The organism is Nonomuraea sp. NPDC047529 (genome assembly GCF_040642995.1).
Lineage (GTDB): Bacteria > Actinomycetota > Actinomycetes > Streptosporangiales > Streptosporangiaceae > Nonomuraea.
Genome location: NZ_JBEYTJ010000011.1, coordinates 76,994 through 93,241, shown reverse-complemented (window position 1 = coordinate 93,241; position 16,248 = coordinate 76,994). Strand labels below are relative to the sequence as shown.

General features: G+C 70.3%; 12 protein-coding genes and 1 pseudogene. 6 read left to right on the top strand and 7 right to left on the bottom strand.

The window, feature by feature from the left end; genetic code table 11:
• Positions 1-73: 73 nt before the first annotated feature.
• Positions 74-2,146: an NAD-dependent DNA ligase LigA gene (ligA, locus tag ABZ815_RS19470; RefSeq protein WP_357699640.1), complete on the top strand. Its 2,073-nt coding sequence runs from the start codon at positions 74-76 to the stop codon at positions 2,144-2,146.
• Between the two features lie 558 nt (positions 2,147-2,704).
• Here ligA and ABZ815_RS19465 read toward each other — a convergent pair.
• Entirely contained in the window at positions 2,705-5,575 is a 2,871-nt protein-coding gene (locus ABZ815_RS19465; RefSeq protein WP_357699638.1) for a hypothetical protein, read from the bottom strand.
• A gap of 153 nt (positions 5,576-5,728) precedes the next feature.
• Between ABZ815_RS19465 and ABZ815_RS19460 the strand changes: the two genes are divergently transcribed.
• The 3 genes from ABZ815_RS19460 (at position 5,729) to ABZ815_RS19450 (ending at position 10,208) form a co-directional block, all read left to right on the top strand.
• Positions 5,729-8,470, top strand: a complete 2,742-nt coding sequence (locus ABZ815_RS19460; RefSeq protein WP_357699636.1) for a hypothetical protein — start codon at positions 5,729-5,731, stop codon at positions 8,468-8,470.
• Positions 8,471-8,554: 84 nt separating this feature from the next.
• Positions 8,555-9,268 (top strand): hypothetical protein, encoded by a 714-nt coding sequence (locus ABZ815_RS19455; RefSeq protein WP_357699634.1) that lies wholly within the window; start codon positions 8,555-8,557, stop codon positions 9,266-9,268.
• 367 nt (positions 9,269-9,635) lie between these two features.
• On the top strand, positions 9,636-10,208 hold the full coding sequence (locus ABZ815_RS19450; RefSeq protein WP_357699632.1) for a hypothetical protein: 573 nt from the start codon (positions 9,636-9,638) through the stop codon (positions 10,206-10,208).
• Between the two features lie 80 nt (positions 10,209-10,288).
• On the opposite strand, the gene ABZ815_RS19445 is transcribed toward ABZ815_RS19450, so the two are convergent.
• From ABZ815_RS19445 to ABZ815_RS19425, 5 genes are all read right to left on the bottom strand, one after another.
• Positions 10,289-12,109: a M4 family metallopeptidase gene (locus ABZ815_RS19445; protein WP_357699630.1), complete on the bottom strand. Its 1,821-nt coding sequence runs from the start codon at positions 12,107-12,109 to the stop codon at positions 10,289-10,291.
• Between the two features lie 217 nt (positions 12,110-12,326).
• Positions 12,327-12,587, bottom strand: coding sequence for a hypothetical protein (locus ABZ815_RS19440; RefSeq protein ID WP_357699628.1), 261 nt, complete (start codon positions 12,585-12,587; stop codon positions 12,327-12,329).
• A gap of 52 nt (positions 12,588-12,639) precedes the next feature.
• Positions 12,640-13,311, bottom strand: coding sequence for a hypothetical protein (locus tag ABZ815_RS19435; protein ID WP_357699626.1), 672 nt, complete (start codon positions 13,309-13,311; stop codon positions 12,640-12,642).
• 6 nt (positions 13,312-13,317) lie between these two features.
• The gene (locus ABZ815_RS19430) at positions 13,318-14,205 is read right to left on the bottom strand and encodes a hypothetical protein (RefSeq protein ID WP_357699624.1); all 888 of its coding nucleotides are present in this window, start codon (positions 14,203-14,205) and stop codon (positions 13,318-13,320) included.
• Positions 14,196-14,510 carry a hypothetical protein gene (locus ABZ815_RS19425; protein WP_357699622.1) on the bottom strand — a complete coding sequence of 105 codons (315 nt, stop codon included), beginning with the start codon at positions 14,508-14,510 and terminating at the stop codon, positions 14,196-14,198. The genes ABZ815_RS19430 and ABZ815_RS19425 overlap by 10 nt, the downstream gene beginning before the upstream one ends.
• Before the next feature lie 84 nt (positions 14,511-14,594).
• Here ABZ815_RS19425 and ABZ815_RS19420 point away from each other — a divergent pair, with 84 nt between their 5' ends.
• Together ABZ815_RS19420 and ABZ815_RS19415 are read left to right on the top strand one after the other, a co-directional pair.
• A complete protein-coding gene (locus ABZ815_RS19420) occupies positions 14,595-14,984 on the top strand; it encodes a YbaB/EbfC family nucleoid-associated protein (RefSeq protein WP_357699621.1) in 390 nt (129 codons plus the stop codon).
• A 10-nt stretch (positions 14,985-14,994) separates the two neighbouring features.
• On the top strand, positions 14,995-15,375 hold the full coding sequence (locus ABZ815_RS19415) for a YbaB/EbfC family nucleoid-associated protein (protein WP_357699619.1): 381 nt from the start codon (positions 14,995-14,997) through the stop codon (positions 15,373-15,375).
• Positions 15,376-15,677: 302 nt separating this feature from the next.
• On the opposite strand, the pseudogene ABZ815_RS19410 reads toward ABZ815_RS19415, so the two are convergent.
• Positions 15,678-16,248 (bottom strand): annotated as a pseudogene (locus ABZ815_RS19410) (AfsR/SARP family transcriptional regulator); the annotation flags it as partial.

Below are 16,248 nucleotides of genomic sequence, written 5' to 3'. Positions count from 1 at the left end.
CGCGCCCGCGCGAGCTGGCCCGTGCGACCCTGCGCGGTCCGAGATTGTCGGTCCGGCCAGGCAGGATGTGACTATGAGCGACGCCCCTCCCTTCACCGCACTCGCCGACGAGACGGCCTACGCCGAGGCCGTGCAACTGGCCGTGGACTCCGCCGCCGCCTACTACGCCGACGGCACCTCCACCCTCGACGACGACGCCTACGACCGGCTGGTGCGCGGCATCCAGGCCTACGAGGAGGCCCATCCCGAGCAGGTGCTGCCGGCCTCGCCGACGGGCAAGGTCGCAGGCGGCGCGGTCGTGGGCGACGTGCCGCACACCGTGCCGATGCTCAGCCTCGACAACGTGTTCGGCGCCGAGCAGCTCACCGACTGGGCCGCCTCGGTCGAGCGCAGGCTCGGCCGTCCGGTCACCGCGTGGAGCGTCGAGCCCAAGCTCGACGGCCTGGCCATCTCCGCCCGCTACCGCGGCGGCCGGCTGGCCCAGCTCGTCACCCGGGGTGACGGCACGGCGGGCGAAGACGTCTCGCACGCCGTCGGCACCATCGTCGGCCTGCCCGAGCGGCTGGCCGAGCCGGTCACCGTCGAGCTGCGCGGCGAGGTGATGATGACGACGTCGCAGTTCGAGGAGGCGTGCGCCAAGCGTTCGGCGCACGACGGCACCACGTTCGCCAACCCGCGCAGCGCCGCCGCCGGCACGCTGCGCGCCCAGGACCGGCCCTACGTGTGCGAGCTGACGTTCTTCGGCTACGGCGCGCTGCCCGCCCCCGGCGACGACTCCGACCTCGCGACGCGGCTGCGCGAGCTGCCGCACAGCCAGGTCATGGAGTGGGTGGCCGGGCAGGGCGTGCAGACCACCGCCGTCACCGCGGTCGCCGGCATCGTCACCGACAGCCTGGAGCGGGTGCAGGAGCGCGTGGGCGAGATCGCCGCGGCCCGCGCCGGGCTGCCGTTCGGCATCGACGGCATCGTGATCAAGTGTGACCTGGCCTCCGACCAGGCCGAGGCCGGGTTCAGCTCGCGCGCGCCGCGCTGGGCGATCGCCTACAAGCTGCCCGCCACGGAGAAGATCACCAAGCTGGTCGGCGTGGAGTGGAACACCGGCCGCACCGGCGTCATAGCCCCGCGCGCCGTGCTGGAGCCGGTCGAGCTCGACGGCAGCGTCGTCACCTACGCCACCCTCCACAACGTCGCCGACATCACCCGCCGCGGCCTGATGCTGGGCGACAGCGTGGTGGTCTACAAGGCGGGCGACGTGATCCCGCGTGTGGAGTCCCCGGTGGTGCACCTGCGCACCGGGGAGGAGCGGCCGATCCCGATCCCGCAGGTCTGTCCGTCCTGCGGCGACGCCATCGACAGCTCGCAGGAGCGGTGGCGGTGCGTGCGCGGCCGCGCCTGCCGGGCGATCGCCTCCATCGTCTACGCCGCCGGACGCGACCAGCTCGACATCGAGGGCCTGGCCGAGAACCGTATCAAGCAGATGCTCGACGCCGGTCTGATCGCCGACTTCGCCGACCTGTTCTACCTGACCCGTGAGCAGCTGCTCGGCCTGGAGCGCATGGGCGAGACCAGCACCGACAACCTGCTGGCCGCCATCGAGCAGGCCAAGACCAAGCCCCTGAGCCGGACCTTCGCCGCGCTCGGGGTGAGGGGCACGGGCCGCTCGATGAGCCGGCGGATCGCCGGCCACTTCGCCACGATGGACGCCGTCCGCGCGGCCGACGCCGAGGCCATCCAGGAGGTGGAGGGCATCGGGCCGGAGAAGGCCCCGGTCGTGGTGGCCGAGTTGATCGAGCTCGCCCCCCTCATCGACAAACTCGTCCAGGCCGGCGTCAACATGGTCGAGCCCGGCGCTCGGCCGCCCGCCCAGGGAACGTCGGAGGAGCACGTGGCGATGGAGCTGCCGCTGGCCTCGATGTCGGTGGTGGTCACCGGCGCGATGTCGGGGCCGTTGGCGGCCCTGACGCGCAACGAGGTCAACGAACTCATCGAGCGGGCGGGCGGGAAGGCGTCCTCCAGCGTGTCCGCCAAGACTTCGCTGCTGGTGGCAGGCGAAAAGGCGGGTTCCAAGCGAGTCAAGGCGGAAAGCCTCGGCGTACGCATCGCCACGCCGGAGGAGTTCGCCGAGCTCGTCGCCGCCCTGCTTTAGCCCAAGGCAGGGGGCGACTGGTGGCCTTCGCGCACAGTCCCTGGGCGACACAGGGGTCGCCCTGGACCATCGGGGTGTCGCGGACCCAGACGCTGTGCAGGCCCAACTCCTCGGCCTGTACGGCGAGATCCTCCACACCGGGGCTTGCGGTGACCACGACGCCTGCACGCATCAAAATCTCCGAGGCCCAAAGGATCGAATCGAACGTACCCAGCCTGACATCAGACGCTCGGCGCCGACGCGGAGCTCACCCTCCGCTCCGAACGTGGCTCCAGGCGGCCCTCGCAGCCCTCCACGCCGAATGCATCGCGCGAGGTCCGTGTTCGTGGTGGCCTGGTGAGTCAGCTTCAGGGCGGGTCGGCGGCGAAGGCCGCGGCTCGGTCCTGCACGGGCGACCCGACCCTCGTGGAGGACGAACAGCGGCTGCCGCTGGTGACCGGGCCGTAGACGATCGTCACCAACCCCGCGGTGACCAGGAGCGGCGCCGGTCACGTCGAGACCCCGTACCTCATGGAGGACGGCCACCACGCGACTCGCGTGGTGGCCGTCAGGGGCGTGTCAGTACACCTCGATCTTGTTGGCGTTGACGTCGTCGAGCACCCCGATGATGTCGCTGTAGCGAGCCGAGGTGCCGGAGTCGATCGGCAGCGCCATCGTCTCCTGGGCGTAGATCATCGCGGCGCGTACGGTGCCCAGGCCCAGCCGCCTGGTCGTCGCCGAGTCGATCGCCGTCCCGGCGTTGACGCGCCTGGTCGCCAGGTTGAAGTACGTGCCCAGGGCGTGCTCGCGGAGCACGGTCTTGGGCCCCTTGGTGTCGTGGAAGGCGGAGTCGATCTCGGCCGCCGACAGGGCGCCGCTCTGGTCGCCGTCGTAGCGCTGGTCGGTGGCCTGGATGCGGGCCAGGTACTCGGCCGTCCACTGTCCTGAATGGTTCGTCCAGTAGCCCTTGGACAGCGGATCCCTGGTGGGCGGAACGGCCGTGACCGTGGTCGTGGCCGAGTCCGAGACCGGGTCGAAGGTGCACGCCCCGCCGGTGTTCTTGTAGGTCACGGACACCTCGCTCGCGTACGCCGTGCCCGCCGTCGCCAGCAGTGTCGGCCGCGCGGTGAAGACGATGTTCCGTTCGCCGGACTTGGCGGGCAGGGCGCCCACGTTCCAGACCAGCGTTCTGGTGCCGTCGGCGTTGAGCGTCACCGAGTCCGGCTTCGGCCCGGCGCCCAGGTCGAGCGCCTTGCTGTAGTAGACGCCGGCGGGCAGCGTGCCGGTGATGACGGCGTCGGAGGCGCCGCCACCGCCGGTGTTCGCGTAGGCGATGGTGTACGTGATCGCCTCACCGGCGTTGACCGTGGCCGTCGCCGTCTCGTTCACCGTCAGCACCGGGGCGCGCACCGTGGTCGTGGCGCGGGCGGTGTTGTCGCTGGTGTACGGGTCGGGCACGCCGTTCGTGTCCTTGCCGGTCACCGTGACGGTGTTGGTGAGCACCGTGCCGTCGGTCGTGTCGCACGGCACCCGGTAGGTGAACTTCGGCGTGACGGTGTGCACGTCGTCCTTGTTCAGGTCGGGCACTGGGCGTTGCCGGGTGGTGCCGTCGGGCAGAGTGTCGGTGAGCGAGACGGCGGTGGCCTTGCCGGGCCCGAGGTCGGTGACGTCGACGGTGTAGGTCACGGTGTCCCCGCCGTCGGCTTCGGCCTGGTCGGCGGACTTGGTGACCTTCAGGTCGGCCTGCTGCGACAGGGCCAGAACCATCTCCTCCGTCATCTCGTCGGGCATGCTCCGCGGCACCCCGTCGTTGAAGCCGTCGGCGTTGAGCCTGGGGTTGTACTGCAGGTGGGCCCAGTCGTCGTAGCCGTGCAGCGTCTGGGTGTCATCGGTGATGTTGCATCCCTTGCCCGGGAGGCCGATGGACTCGATGTAGTTGATGTCGGCGGGGATGTCGCCTTCTGTGTTGCCCTTTTCTCCGTTCCAGTCGATCGGGCCGCTGTTGGCGGGCTCGACGTGGGGTTTGCCCTTGATCCCGTACACGGTGTGGCGGTCGGGGTGCGGCGTTCCGCGCACGCCGAGGTTCTCGTTGAGATGTCTCTCCACGAGCCGGGTGGCGTCGGTGGTGCCGAGCGCGGTGCCGGTGGCCGTGCTGCTGTAGTCCATGGGCCGGGTGAAGTTGATGTCGGGGAACTGGAGCGCGTAGTTCATCACGCTCAGATAATTGGGTTTGCAGTTGACCGCGTCGTCGCCGCCGTGGCCCAGGCTGAGCGTGTGCCCGAGCTCGTGCATGAAGGTCGACGCCTGGGCGACCCTCAGTCCGCCGACGTCGTTGATCGCCTTGGCGCCCCACGTGCCGAGCGTCACGATGAAGTCGTTGCCGCCCTGGGGGCCGACGGCGTACCACTCGGAGTTGCCCGAGGAGTCGGGATCTTCGAGGTAGCTCTCGGCGAAGATCATGTAGCGGTACACGTCACGTTTGGCCTTCAGGATGTTCGCGCAGTTCCCGTCGTTGCGGTCGGCGAGGGTGCCGAAGTGTCCTGTGCAGGGGCCGGCCGGTTCGCCGTTCTTCAGCTCGTTGAAGTCCACGAGTACCGGATCGGACCTCTCGAACCGGATGTTGGACGTCTTCGGCAGTTCCTCATCCTTCAGCACGTGGAGAGTGACGCCCAGATATTTGGTCGCCGCCGGATGGGCCGGGTCGGGGTGATAGGGGTCGACCGGTGCTCTGGCGAAGGCGTCCACGACGTCGCCGAGCCCGAACCAGTCGGGCTCGTTGTCCTTCATGTAGTCCGCTTCGACGAACAGGTCCTTGCGGTAGGGCAGCGCGTTGTACGGCGGGTCGCCCAGGGCCAGATCGACGTGATTGTCGTTGTTGACGTCGTAGCCCACGCCCGGCGTCTCCCAGGCGTTCATGATGCCGTCGCCGTCGCTGTCGGCGGCGCCGCCCGCGGTCCTGGCCAGCGTGATGCAGGCGGGTGTGGTGATGGTGAAGAAGCCGCGGGCCGAGTCGGGGCCGGTGGTCTCGCTCTCCCCCGACAGGGTCAGGGCGCCGGCGCCCTGCTCGGCGGTCAGGCCGCCGCCGGTGAAGACGCACGTGTCCAGGTCGAACTTGAGATCCAGGTAATCGCCGTTCTTGGCCCAGTGAATGACGTTGTTCTGGCTCAGGTCGTCCTGGTCCCACAGTTCCAGGTGGATGTCGACGGGATTCTGGCTGGTGTCGACCGTGGCCTTGTGGACCCAGTTGGTCCGGAAGTCGGGACCGTGGGCACAGCAGTAATCGTCCTCACCGTCGTACAGGTCCTCGTTCCCGATCTTGAATTTGGGGTAGTAGTCGTTGCCGCAGGACTCGCCCGCGCCCTCGTCGCACGACAGCTCGACCACCCGGTACAGGCTGACGGTGACCTCCACGGTCGCCGCCTGGGCCGGGCTCGGACCGAGATACGCCAACCACGCCAGCACCAGTAACGATGCGGCTAACGCACGAATGCTCCTCATGCCGCGTCCCCTCCAGACTGTGTATCCAGCTCAGTATGCGAAGGCGCGAAACAATGCGCGTGAGTAACCGGGTACTCAAAGCCGCGCGTCTTTATCATCGTGAACGTGCCTGGCATCCGCGGGACTTCGACGCCGATTCCGTACGACTCCTTCATCTCCTACAGCCGGGCCGCCGACGGGCTGCTCGGCCCAGCTCTGCGTGATGGGCTGCACCAGTTCGCCCGTCCCTGGTACAAACTGCGGGCGTTACGGGTCTTCTGCGACGCCCGCAGCCTGTCGGCGTCACCGGGACTGTGGACGACGATCGAGGCCGCGCTCGATGCCTCGCGTTGTTTCGTCCTGCTGGCCTCCCCCGAGTCGGCGCGTTCGGTGTGGGTGCGGCGGGAGATCGAGCACTGGAGCTCGCTCGAACCGGGACGGCCCATCTTCCTCATGCTCACCGGCGGCGACCTCGTCTGGGACCACGCGGCCGGGCACTTCGACCAGACCCTGACCACGGCGCTGCCCGAGTCGCTGCTCACGTCGTTCACCGAGGTCCCCCTGTGGGCGGACCTGCGCTCGATCCGCAGCCAGAGCGACCTCTCGCTCAGCAACCCGGCCTTCCTCGACGCCGTCGCGACGCTCGCCGCCACCCTGCACGGCCGGGCCAAGGACGAACTCGTCGGCGAAGACGTCCGGCAGCACCGGCTGGTCCGGCGCTTCCGGCGGCTCTCCTGGACCGGGCTGTCCGTCCTCACCACGGCGGCGGTCGTCGCGGCCGCTGTGGCCGTCCACGCGGCCGACGTCGCCGACGCCCAACGCGTCAGAGCCGACGCCGAGCGCGATCAGGCCCTGTCGTACCTGGCCAGTGATCGCGGCATCCAGATCGGCGAGAGTGATCCGGTCGTCTCCGGCCTGTTGTCGGCCACCGCCTGGCACTTCGCCAGGACCCCCGAGGCCCGCTACGGCATGGTGGCCGCCCTGGCCTCCCCGGTGCGCGCCATCCTGGACAGTGGCTCCTACCACGGCGGCGCGGTGGCCTTCAGCCCGGACGGCCGGACCCTGGCCACCGGCGGCACGGACGGCGCCACCCGCCTCTGGGATCCGGCGACCGGCCGGCCCGCCGGGAATCCGATCAAGGACGGCGGCCTCGCCCTGGCCTTCAGCCCGGACGGCCGGACCCTCGCCGTGGCCGGCCTCGACGGGACGATCAGGCTGTGGGACCTCTCGACCAGGACAGCGGTCCCGCTCACGGGTCATCGGTCCGTCGTGTGGGCCCTGGCCTTCAGCCCGGACGGCCGGACCCTGGCCAGCGCGGGCCAGGATCACACCGCCCGGTTGTGGGACCCCGCCACCGGGAAACCCGTCGGACGACCTCTCAAGGGCCACACCGACCAGGTCAGCGGGGTGGCGTTCAGCCCGGACGGCAGAGTCCTCGCCACCGCCGGCCGCGACAAGATCGCCCGCTTGTGGAACCCCGCCACGGGAAGACCCGTCGGAAAGCCCCTCAAGGGCCACACCGACGAGATCTGGGCCGTCGCGTTCAGCCCGGACGGCCGGACGCTGGCCACCGGCGGCTTCGAAGGAGACATCCGGCTGTGGGACCCCGCCACCGGGAAACCCGTCGGACGACCTGTCACAGGTCACACCGACGCCGTCACCGGACTCGCGTTCAGCAAGGACGGCCGGACTCTGGCCTCCGGCAGCCGGGACGGGACCGCCCGGCTGTGGAACCTGGTGACCCGGCGCCCGGCCGGCGACGCGTTCACCGGCCACAGCGGCTACGTCTTCGGCGTGGCTCTCAGCCCTGACGGCGGAACCCTGGCCACCGTCAGCGGGGACGGGACCACCCGGCTCTGGCGCGCCGCCGCCCGGCGGCCGGTCACCGACCCGCTCACCGGTCACGAGGACGAAGTCTCGCAGCTGGCGTACAGCAAGAACGGCAACATCCTGGTCAGCAGCGGAGCGGACGGAACCATCCGCGTCTGGGACCGGCTGACCGGCAGGCAACTCGGCCCGCCGATCCGCGGCAGGTACCCGTACACATGGCCGGTGGCCATCAGCCCGGACGACAGGACGCTGGCCGTCGGTGACGACGAGGGCGGTCTTCACCTGTGGGACCTGGCCACCCGGCAGCGGATCGGCGCCCCCGTCAAGGTCGCGGCCGGCACCATCGACGTGCTGACGTTCAGTCCGGACGGCAGGACCCTGGCCATCGCCTCCGGCCAGGGACTCCTCCAGTTATGGGACCCCGCCACCCGCCGTCCGGTCACCGGTCCGACCAGGGCACACAGCGACATCCTCCACCGGATCGTCTTCAGCCGGGACGGCAGGATCATGGCCACCACGGGAGGCGGCACGGCCAGGCTCTGGGACACCGCCACCTGGCGGCCGATCGGTGCCCCGATCGGGGGCTCCAGCGTCACCTGGCTGGCGTTGAGCCCGGACAGCAAGCTCCTGGCCACCGTGGGAGAGCAGGGAACGGTCAGGATCTGGGACACGGCGGGCCGCCGCCCCATGGGCGCCTTCAAGGACCGCACGGGCACGATCTCCACGGTCGAGTTCAGCCCGGACGGCAGAACGCTGGCCACCGACGCCGCCGCAGGCGTCCAGCTCTGGGACGCGGCCACGGCGAAGCCGATCGGGAATCCGTTCCAGCGCGACGAGGGAGCTGTCTCGTCGCTGGCCTTCAGCCCGGACGGCCGGACGCTGGCCGGCTCCTACGACAAGGGAACGATCCTGCAATGGAAGGTGAACGTCCCGGCGGATCCGTTCCCCTCGCTCTGCGCGGCGGCCGGTCGCTCACTCACCGAGCAGGAGTGGGGCCGTTACCTGCCGTCCGGCACCCCCTTCGAGAAGGTCTGCTGAAACCACGGCCGACCCCCTACAGCCGGAGGGCGGATCACACGTAAAGTCTGATCGTCGCAGTCGGCCGAGGAATGGACCCCCCGGATGAAGGCACGTGTCGTCGCGATCATGCAGGTTCGGTGGGTGCGGCTGCTCGCGTCGGCGCTCGTCGGCGCCGTCGTGGGTCTGGCGATCTTCGAGATGACCGAGGCGGGCGGCCGGTGGATCTTCGTCGTCACCGGTGCGGTCGCCGGCATGGCCGCCGTGATCATGGTCCAGTTCTATGCCAGGACGGCCAGGCTGACCGAGGTGAAGGTCACCGTGCCGCAGCTCAGCGAGCTCACCTTCCTGGTGAACAACGAGAGCCGCCAAGTGGCCTGGCACCTGTTCGTCGAGACCGTCACCCGGGTCTCCGTTCAGTCGCTCGACGACGAGGAGGGCCTGGTCAGGGAGGCCATGAACTCTCTGTATGGCCTGTTCGCCACCACCCGCGACGCCCTCAAGACCAGCCGCCCCTCAGCCCCCGTGCCAGGCGGGCAGACCGTGGAGTACTTCGCGATCTCGATGCTCAACAAGGAACTGCGCCCGTTCCTGTCCAAGTGGCACCCGCTGCTGACCGCCTGGGAACGGGCGCATCCAAGCGAACCGGAGTCGGCCTGGCCCGGCGACCAGGAGTGCCGCGCCCATCTGCGCCTGCTCCAGTCCGCCATCTCCGCGTACGCGGAGGGCTTCGGCCACCTCGCCGGCATCCGTGACCCCCAGACGCTGATCGTGGGCATGATGCCCGCCGGGTCGCAGGTCCCTCCGACTGCCGGATGACCTGAACCCCACGGCCTCATGCCCAAAGCTCAGGTCCATGAAGTTGAGGACGGGGTCTTCGACGGCAAGACCGTCTCGGTGAGCGGACTGCTGTGGAACGAAGAAGCGGAACTCCGGTAGATGGGCTTTCGACCAAGATCGCTCTTCGTGCGGAGTTCCGCTGTCTGAGCAGTGTGTCATCACCCGGCAGATCACGGTGGCCCGGGGCCTGTTCACGCCCGGCCATCTGGGTGCGCTGACCTGGCTAGCCGCGGGAGCGGGGCATCCGCTGAGGTTGTGCGGGAATCGTCGTGATTCTGTGCATCTCGGAGTTGTGGCGTCGCGGGGCTGTCATGATCCTTCGTGGCACCTCTACCGATGGGATCCCATGTCGCCTGTCCGCTCGCTCGTACTGGTGGGCGCCTCGCTCTGCGCGGGAGGCCTCGCCGCCCTGGTGTACTTCCAGGAGTCCGACCTGGTGCTTCTGAGGGAACATCTGAACCATCCGTTCGCGCTCGGTGCGCTGGCCTGCCTCCTGATGGCGTGGGCCGCCGCCGGGCTGCGATGGAGGTGGCTGCGCCTCCTCATCGGCATCGTCGCCGGGCTGGTCGCGACCGTCGCGATGCTCGGGGGGCTGTTGATCCTGTCGTTCACCTCCACCGAGGAGGCCGGCTTCGTCGACGGGCCGGATCCGTACCGGATCAGGCTGCAGAAGTCGATGGCGGGGCTCGGGCCCGACACGGTGACATGGCTCAGCGTGCGCAGGGACGGCGGGTTGCTGAGCAGGGAGTGGGATCTCGGCTGCCTCAACGACGACGACGACCCCGACGACGGCTTCGACTCGGTCAGCTGGACGGGGCCGAATTCGATCGAGATCCGGGTGGGCGACGGGCGCACGTTCCCCGTGGCCCTGGATCCCGGCTCGGGCAGGCCCCGGTCCACCGTCGCCCTCAACTGCTGACGCAGGCGCCGCGTCCTCGACAGCTCACACGGGCGCGTCGCCGCCAGGGTGTCCGGCACCCTGGCAGCAAGATCATCGGCTCATGGCATCACGGTCAGGGTGACGGTGGCCGTGTGGTCGACGGCGACGCCGTCGGCCAGCACCGTGATCGTGTAGGTTCCGGGCGCGGTGCTCGCGGCGACCGTGAAGGTCAGCGTGGACGTCGCGCCGGTGGTGATGCTCGCCGGGCTGAAGGAGGCCGTCATACCTGCCGGAAGCCCCTTGGCGACCAGTGAGATCTGCTGCGGAGCGCGCGAGACGGTGCTGCTGCTGACGGTGACGCTCACCTGCTGGCCGGGCTGTACGGTCACCGTATCGGGGGCGACCCCGACCGAGAACTCGCACGTGTACGGCTCGCCGCCGTGGGCGGGCACGCGCACGGCGTTCCACGCGGCCTTGACCGTGTTGTACTCCAGGCACGAGCCGGGGAACAGGTCCAGCGCCGCCTGCATCGAGGCTCGGCGGGCCGCGGTGTGCGGCCAGGAAGTGGTCTTGCGCAGCAGCGTGCCCATGTAGATCTGGCCGGCCTTGCGCGCGCCGAGCCCGACGATGGTGGAGGAGTTGCAGGTCGGGCTGGGCGGCTGGCCGTTGGTCGGGTTGGTGCCCTCGGCCAGGAGGTAGAACCAGTGGTTCTGGACCCCGGCCCCGATCTGGGGAAGCATCGTCGGCACCGCGCTGGTGAAGCAGTCGGGGTCACCGGGCATCAGCGACGGCTTGTACATGTAGCGGAGCGGGCCGCTTCCCGTGATGTTGATCTCCTCGCCGACGATGTAGTCGGGCGGGTCGAAGGCGGCGGGCTCGTTGGCGTACTGCTCGGTCAGCGCGGCGAGAATGTCGCCGGTGGACTCGTTGAGTATGGCCTTCTCGTTGTCGCCTAGGTCGATGCCGGGCGTGGTGGCGAAGACGATGTGTCCGTACTCGTGCGCCACGACGTCCATCGAGGTGAGCTGGCGCTGGTAGTCGGAGGTGTGGCCGAAGGAGGCGTAGGAGCCGGTCCAATAGGCGTTGACGTCGTTCAGGCCGACGCGGGCGGGGTAGCCGTCGCCGAGGCCGTTGAAGCCGACGCGTCCCAGCCAGTTCTTCAGCATGTCCCACTCGGTGTCGATCGCGAAGAGCACGTCGACACAGGCGGTCTCGAAGCTGGTGCCGGAGCCGTTGCCCCAGAAGTCGTCGGGCCCGGTGTAGGCGGCGCCGTTCTGGCCGCCGCAGCGCACGCCCCGCCGTACCGGATCCACCATGGAGAAGGTGGCGCCGGACCCGGTGGTGCCGATGGTGACCGGGTTGCCGTTGTAGTAGCTGTTGCCCACCCCCGCCCGGACCTCGTCGGACTTCTCGGCGACCGCGCCGGTCAGCGCGTCGACGAAGACGTGCAGCTTGCTCTCCCTGCCGTTGGCGGCGCCCTGGACGACCACCTCGTAGGCCAGCCGGCCGCGTCCTTGGGCCATGACCAGCAGCCGGGGCGTGGTGACCGAGGAGACTTGGGGCAGCTGGCTCCGGGCCACCCGGATCGCGTCGGCGGGGCCGAGCCTGGGCGTGGTGGCCAGGTCCAGGGGGCTGTCCTGGGAGACGGAGGTGCTCAGGACCTCGCCGGTGGCGCCGCTGACCACGACGAAGTCGCCGCCGTAGACGGGCAGCCCCGCGTACGTGCGGGTGTAGGTCGTGTAGCGCAGGCCGCCCTGCCCCTCGATCACACCCTGCCGTACGTAGGTGTCCTTGGGTGAGCTGTGGAGCAGCGCGGGCCTGGCCTTCACCAGGAGGTCGGCGGGATCGCTCCTGGAGGCGTTCGCCGGGACGGGGACCGAAGTGGCCACGAGCACACATACGGCACTCGTGACCAGGGCTAACGCGGCGTTGCGTCTCATCTGGTCGCTCCTTTGCGCAGGCGGGCGGTGAATGGGGTCACCTGCATTTGAGTTGATGAACCACAAGAGGTCAATAACGTGGTAAACAGCAGAAAGTCAGTATTTATCGCCATAGGGCAGGCGGCCGGCCGAGCCGCTGCGGCAGGCGGCACAGGGCGTGCGTCCGGCAGGGAACGGCGGCCGCGACGCCGTCGCGGCCGCCGTTCCCCGTACCGGGTCAGTAGCGTGGGCTGAGGTTGAGGTTGATCGAGGTCAGCAGAGCCTCGGCCGTGGCGTGGGCGGGCAGGCTGCGCGGGGTGACTCCGTCGGGCGCGTCCAGGGTGAGGATCACGCCGGTCGCCGGGGCGGAGCCGGTGTTGCGGTAGGTGACGGTGTAGGTGAGCGTCTCACCCGCGCCGGCCGACGGCGTGCCCTCCACGGCGAGCGACAGGCGGGGGGTGTGGGCGGTGGTGACCGCGCACGGCACGGTGTAGGTCACCTTCTGCTCGGCTGAGTAGGCCGATGCTCAAATGTCAGGCCATGTCCAGGCGCTACTCCTGGAGTCTCATGAGCTGCCACTGCGCGAACGAGCTGACCTCCTCGTCACCCACCCTGGCGGCGAGACGCAGCAGCGCCGCGTCGTCCTCGGCCATGCGCGTCGCGATCGCCGCGGCGAACAGGCGGGCCATCGGGTCGTCGCCCTCCAGCGCGGCGACGACCTCGCCCGGGTCGGGATCCTCGATGTCGGACGCGATCAGCCCGGCCGTGAGCCGCCCGACCTCGGGGTCGGCCAGCCGGGACAGCCCCGCCATGAGCTGATCGGTCGAGGCCGCCGCCAGGAAGCTCAGGAGCTTCCAGCGGATGGAGGTGTCGGAGGCCCGGCTCAGGGTGAGGGTCTGGGCGATGAGGTCGGCGTGCCGCTCGTCCGCGGCCAGCAGCACGAACTCCACGGCGTGGAAGCGCACCTGGTGCCGCGGGTGGGCCAGCAGGCGGGGGACCTCGTCCAGCAGCGGCGCGGCCTGCTCGCCCAGCTCCGACAGCAGCCAGGCCCCGGTCTGCACGGCGTCGTCGTCGCCGCTGCGCAGCAGGATGCGCAGGTTCTCGACGGGATAGCCGCCGAACAGCTCGTCGAGCAGGTCGTTGGCGGCCTGGCCGAGAGCCTCGTCGTCGATGGGGCGGGCGAGGATGCGCGCCATCAGGTCGTCGCCCGTCTGTGTCTGCATCTCGCGTTATTTCCCCTCGTTGGCCTTGCGCTCAAGGTCGTTCAGGAGCTTCTGCTCGTTCTCCAGCCGGGCGGCGTGGCCGGGGTCCCGGCCGAGCCGGGCCTCGTTCATCTTCCGCGTCAGGATGCTGTCCTTGACCTCCGCCGCCGCCTGCCTGGCCTGCTCCGGTGTCATCTTGCTGACGTCGCTGCTGTCGGGCAACCTGCCGTGCATGCGCTGCGCGGCCGAGTCGTAGCTCGCCGAGGCGTTCGGGTCGTAGCCGCCGCCCTTCCCGCCCTTGTTGCCACCGCCACCGCCGCCGCGTCTGCGCCGGATCTGGAGCATGCCGTCGCGGGCGTGCGGCCGCCTCTCCATCTCCTTCATGATGCGGCGCATCTTCTCGGTCACCCGGCCACTCAGCACCGGGGCCAGCCCCCTGGCGGTGCCCTCGGCGCCTTCGATCGCCACCTTGCCCACGGCGTGGCGGGTCATCTGCATGCGTGCCAGGGCGAGCATGCCGCCCGCCGCGCCGCCGAACAGCAACGCCTGGGTGGCGACGGTCAGTCCGTAGGCGGCCTGCGTGCCCACGGCCAGCTTGACCGCGCTGACCACGTTCGCGGTGCCGTCGAGGACGGCCGGAGCGACCTTCGCCGCGGAGGCGGCCTGGGAGATGTGGCCGCCGCCGTCGCCGACCTGGTTCCAGTGGCTCGCCAGGTGTGTGGCCGAGTCGCCCTGGTAGACCTGTTGCGCGCTGCGCATCGTCTCGCCGGCCGCCGCCCCCTGGCTGTCCGACGCGGCGATGACGACGCGCCAGTCGTCCGCCTCAAGACGCCACTCGTCCTCGTTGTCGTTCGGCCAGGGGAAACCGATGAGGTTGAGGAAGCCCGCCACCTGCGGGTCGAGAGTCACCGCCATGCAGGGCTCTCGAGGCTCTCGATGGTGGCGCTCTCCGCCGCCTGGGTGTTCCTCGACACCGTACGCAGTCCTTCGCCCGTCTCGGCGATCTGCCCGCCGATCCCCGTCAGCGCGTCGAGCGAGGTCTGCAGGCATTCGTTGTAGGAGGCGATGATGGTGGCGAACAGCCCGTCGCCGCCGAAGGTGCGGGCGCCGCTCCCCCGCTGCCGCAGCCGCATGACCGCGGCGTCGTAGTTCGCCCCATGACCGGTGACGTACGTGCCGTCCCGTCCCAGCGCCCCCGTGGCGATCTCAAATCCCGTCATGTCCAGAAAGCATATCCAGTCAATTCCGTCACAGACGTTTACCTCTACACTGAACGTTCACTCGATTGGCTGTCGGAGGTCGACATGCGTTCACCAGCGCCGGAGGACGACGCCGAGTACCTGCACCAGTACGTCGCCCAGAGCCGCCGCGCCATCCAGGCGCTGCACGACGCCCGCGCGTCCATCGATCAGGTGGAGGGCCGCGCGGAGAGCGACGACGGCCTGGTCGAGGCGTCCGCCGACGGCCACGGCGTCCCCACCCGCCTGCGCATCGACCCGCGGGCGCTGCGGCTCGACGAGGCCGCGCTCGGCAGGAAGACCGCCGAGGTGCTGCGGGCCGCGCAGGACGACGCCGCGCGGCAGGCACGGCAGATCGCCGACGGGGTGCGGGACACCACCGTCGCCGTGCCGGCGCCTCTGGACGAGACCTTCGTACGTGCGCGGGTCGAGCAGGCAATCAACGACCTTTACTAGGAGGCCGAGCGTGTTCGGGCCGGAGATCGACCCCGCCAACATCAGCGAACGCGAGCTGGACGAGGCCGCCCGACGAGGCGAGCGCATGCTGGCCTGGCTGGAGTCGGCGCAGGAGGAGTTGCGGGCCGTCATCGGCACCGGCGAGGGGCCGTCGGGCCATGTGCGGGTGACCGTCGACGCGGACGGACGCGTCCTCGACGTGCGCTACGACCAGCGCGCCCTGCGGCTGGGCGGCCACGACCTGGCCGAGGAGACGCTCGCGGCGGTACGGGCGGCGGCCGCCGACGGCCGGCGGCGCACCCACGACCTCATGCGCGAGGCCGTCCCCGGCTACGACCCGGGCCGGACGCAGGCCGAGCTGGAACGGCTGCTCGGCAGCGAGTGGGCGTGAACAGCCGGTCCTGAGCGCGGCGGAGCAGGTCAGGGTGCGAGGGCGGCCGCGACCCGACTGTCCTCCCGGCGCAGAGCGAACGCCGGGATCCCGTCGACTCCGGACCGGCCGTCTCGGCACGAAGCCGGAGTGCTCAGCGGACGGTCCCGGCTTCCACCGCACCCTGCGGGCGGCGACCGGCACGAGCCCGATGACGTGGCTGCCGCACCGCGCCTTCCCCTGCCCTTCCACGGAACCGGCACCGCCGACACCTCACCCCGAACTGCCCACGCCTCACCTGAGCCTGCGCCAGTCCGGACGGGTCAGCGGGTGAGGGTGATCTCCGCCAGTTCGCGGAGGTCTCGTCGGCGGCCGTCGAGGGTGGCCTCGGCGAACGCGGTCTCGCCGAGGTGTTCGCGTGTCTCCTCGGCGATGCGGGCGGCGTCCGGCAGGGAGCGGTCCGGGGTGCCGCGTACCGCGTCGCTCGCCGCGATCAGCCGCGCGGCCTGCTCGTACCGGCCTTCGCGCAGCGCGACGTCGGCGATCCCGACCAGCGACTCGGCGATCGTGGGCGGGTACATGTTCTCCATCGCCGCCTCGAACGCCTGCCGCCGGTGCGCGCGGGCCTGCTCGACGTCGTCGGTGAGGTAGCCGTACAGGTCCATGATCTTGGCGCGTACCGAGCTGACCATCTCCGTGCCCCCCAGCAGCTCCTGCACCGAGGCCAGGTGCTCGCGCACCTTGTCCGGCTCGCCGCGCCAGTGGGCGAGCTGCGCCTGCTTGAGCGCCAGCTCGGCCAGGGAGTCCGGCCAGACGATCCCGTCGGCGTGCCGCTGCGCCGCGGCCCTGGGCCCGGCGCAGCGGCGCGCGGCGCCGAGCATCCACGGGGGCAGG

Coding starts and splice junctions, on each gene's coding strand:
- ligA (WP_357699640.1), top strand. CDS start 74: ATGAGCGACGCCCCTCCCTTCACCGCACTCGCCGACGAGACGGCCTAC.
- ABZ815_RS19455 (WP_357699634.1), top strand. CDS start 8,555: ATGAAGGCACGTGTCGTCGCGATCATGCAGGTTCGGTGGGTGCGGCTG.
- ABZ815_RS19450 (WP_357699632.1), top strand. CDS start 9,636: ATGTCGCCTGTCCGCTCGCTCGTACTGGTGGGCGCCTCGCTCTGCGCG.
- ABZ815_RS19445 (WP_357699630.1), bottom strand. CDS start 12,109: ATGAGACGCAACGCCGCGTTAGCCCTGGTCACGAGTGCCGTATGTGTG.
- ABZ815_RS19435 (WP_357699626.1), bottom strand. CDS start 13,311: ATGCAGACACAGACGGGCGACGACCTGATGGCGCGCATCCTCGCCCGC.
- ABZ815_RS19430 (WP_357699624.1), bottom strand. CDS start 14,205: ATGGCGGTGACTCTCGACCCGCAGGTGGCGGGCTTCCTCAACCTCATC.
- ABZ815_RS19425 (WP_357699622.1), bottom strand. CDS start 14,510: ATGACGGGATTTGAGATCGCCACGGGGGCGCTGGGACGGGACGGCACG.
- ABZ815_RS19420 (WP_357699621.1), top strand. CDS start 14,595: ATGCGTTCACCAGCGCCGGAGGACGACGCCGAGTACCTGCACCAGTAC.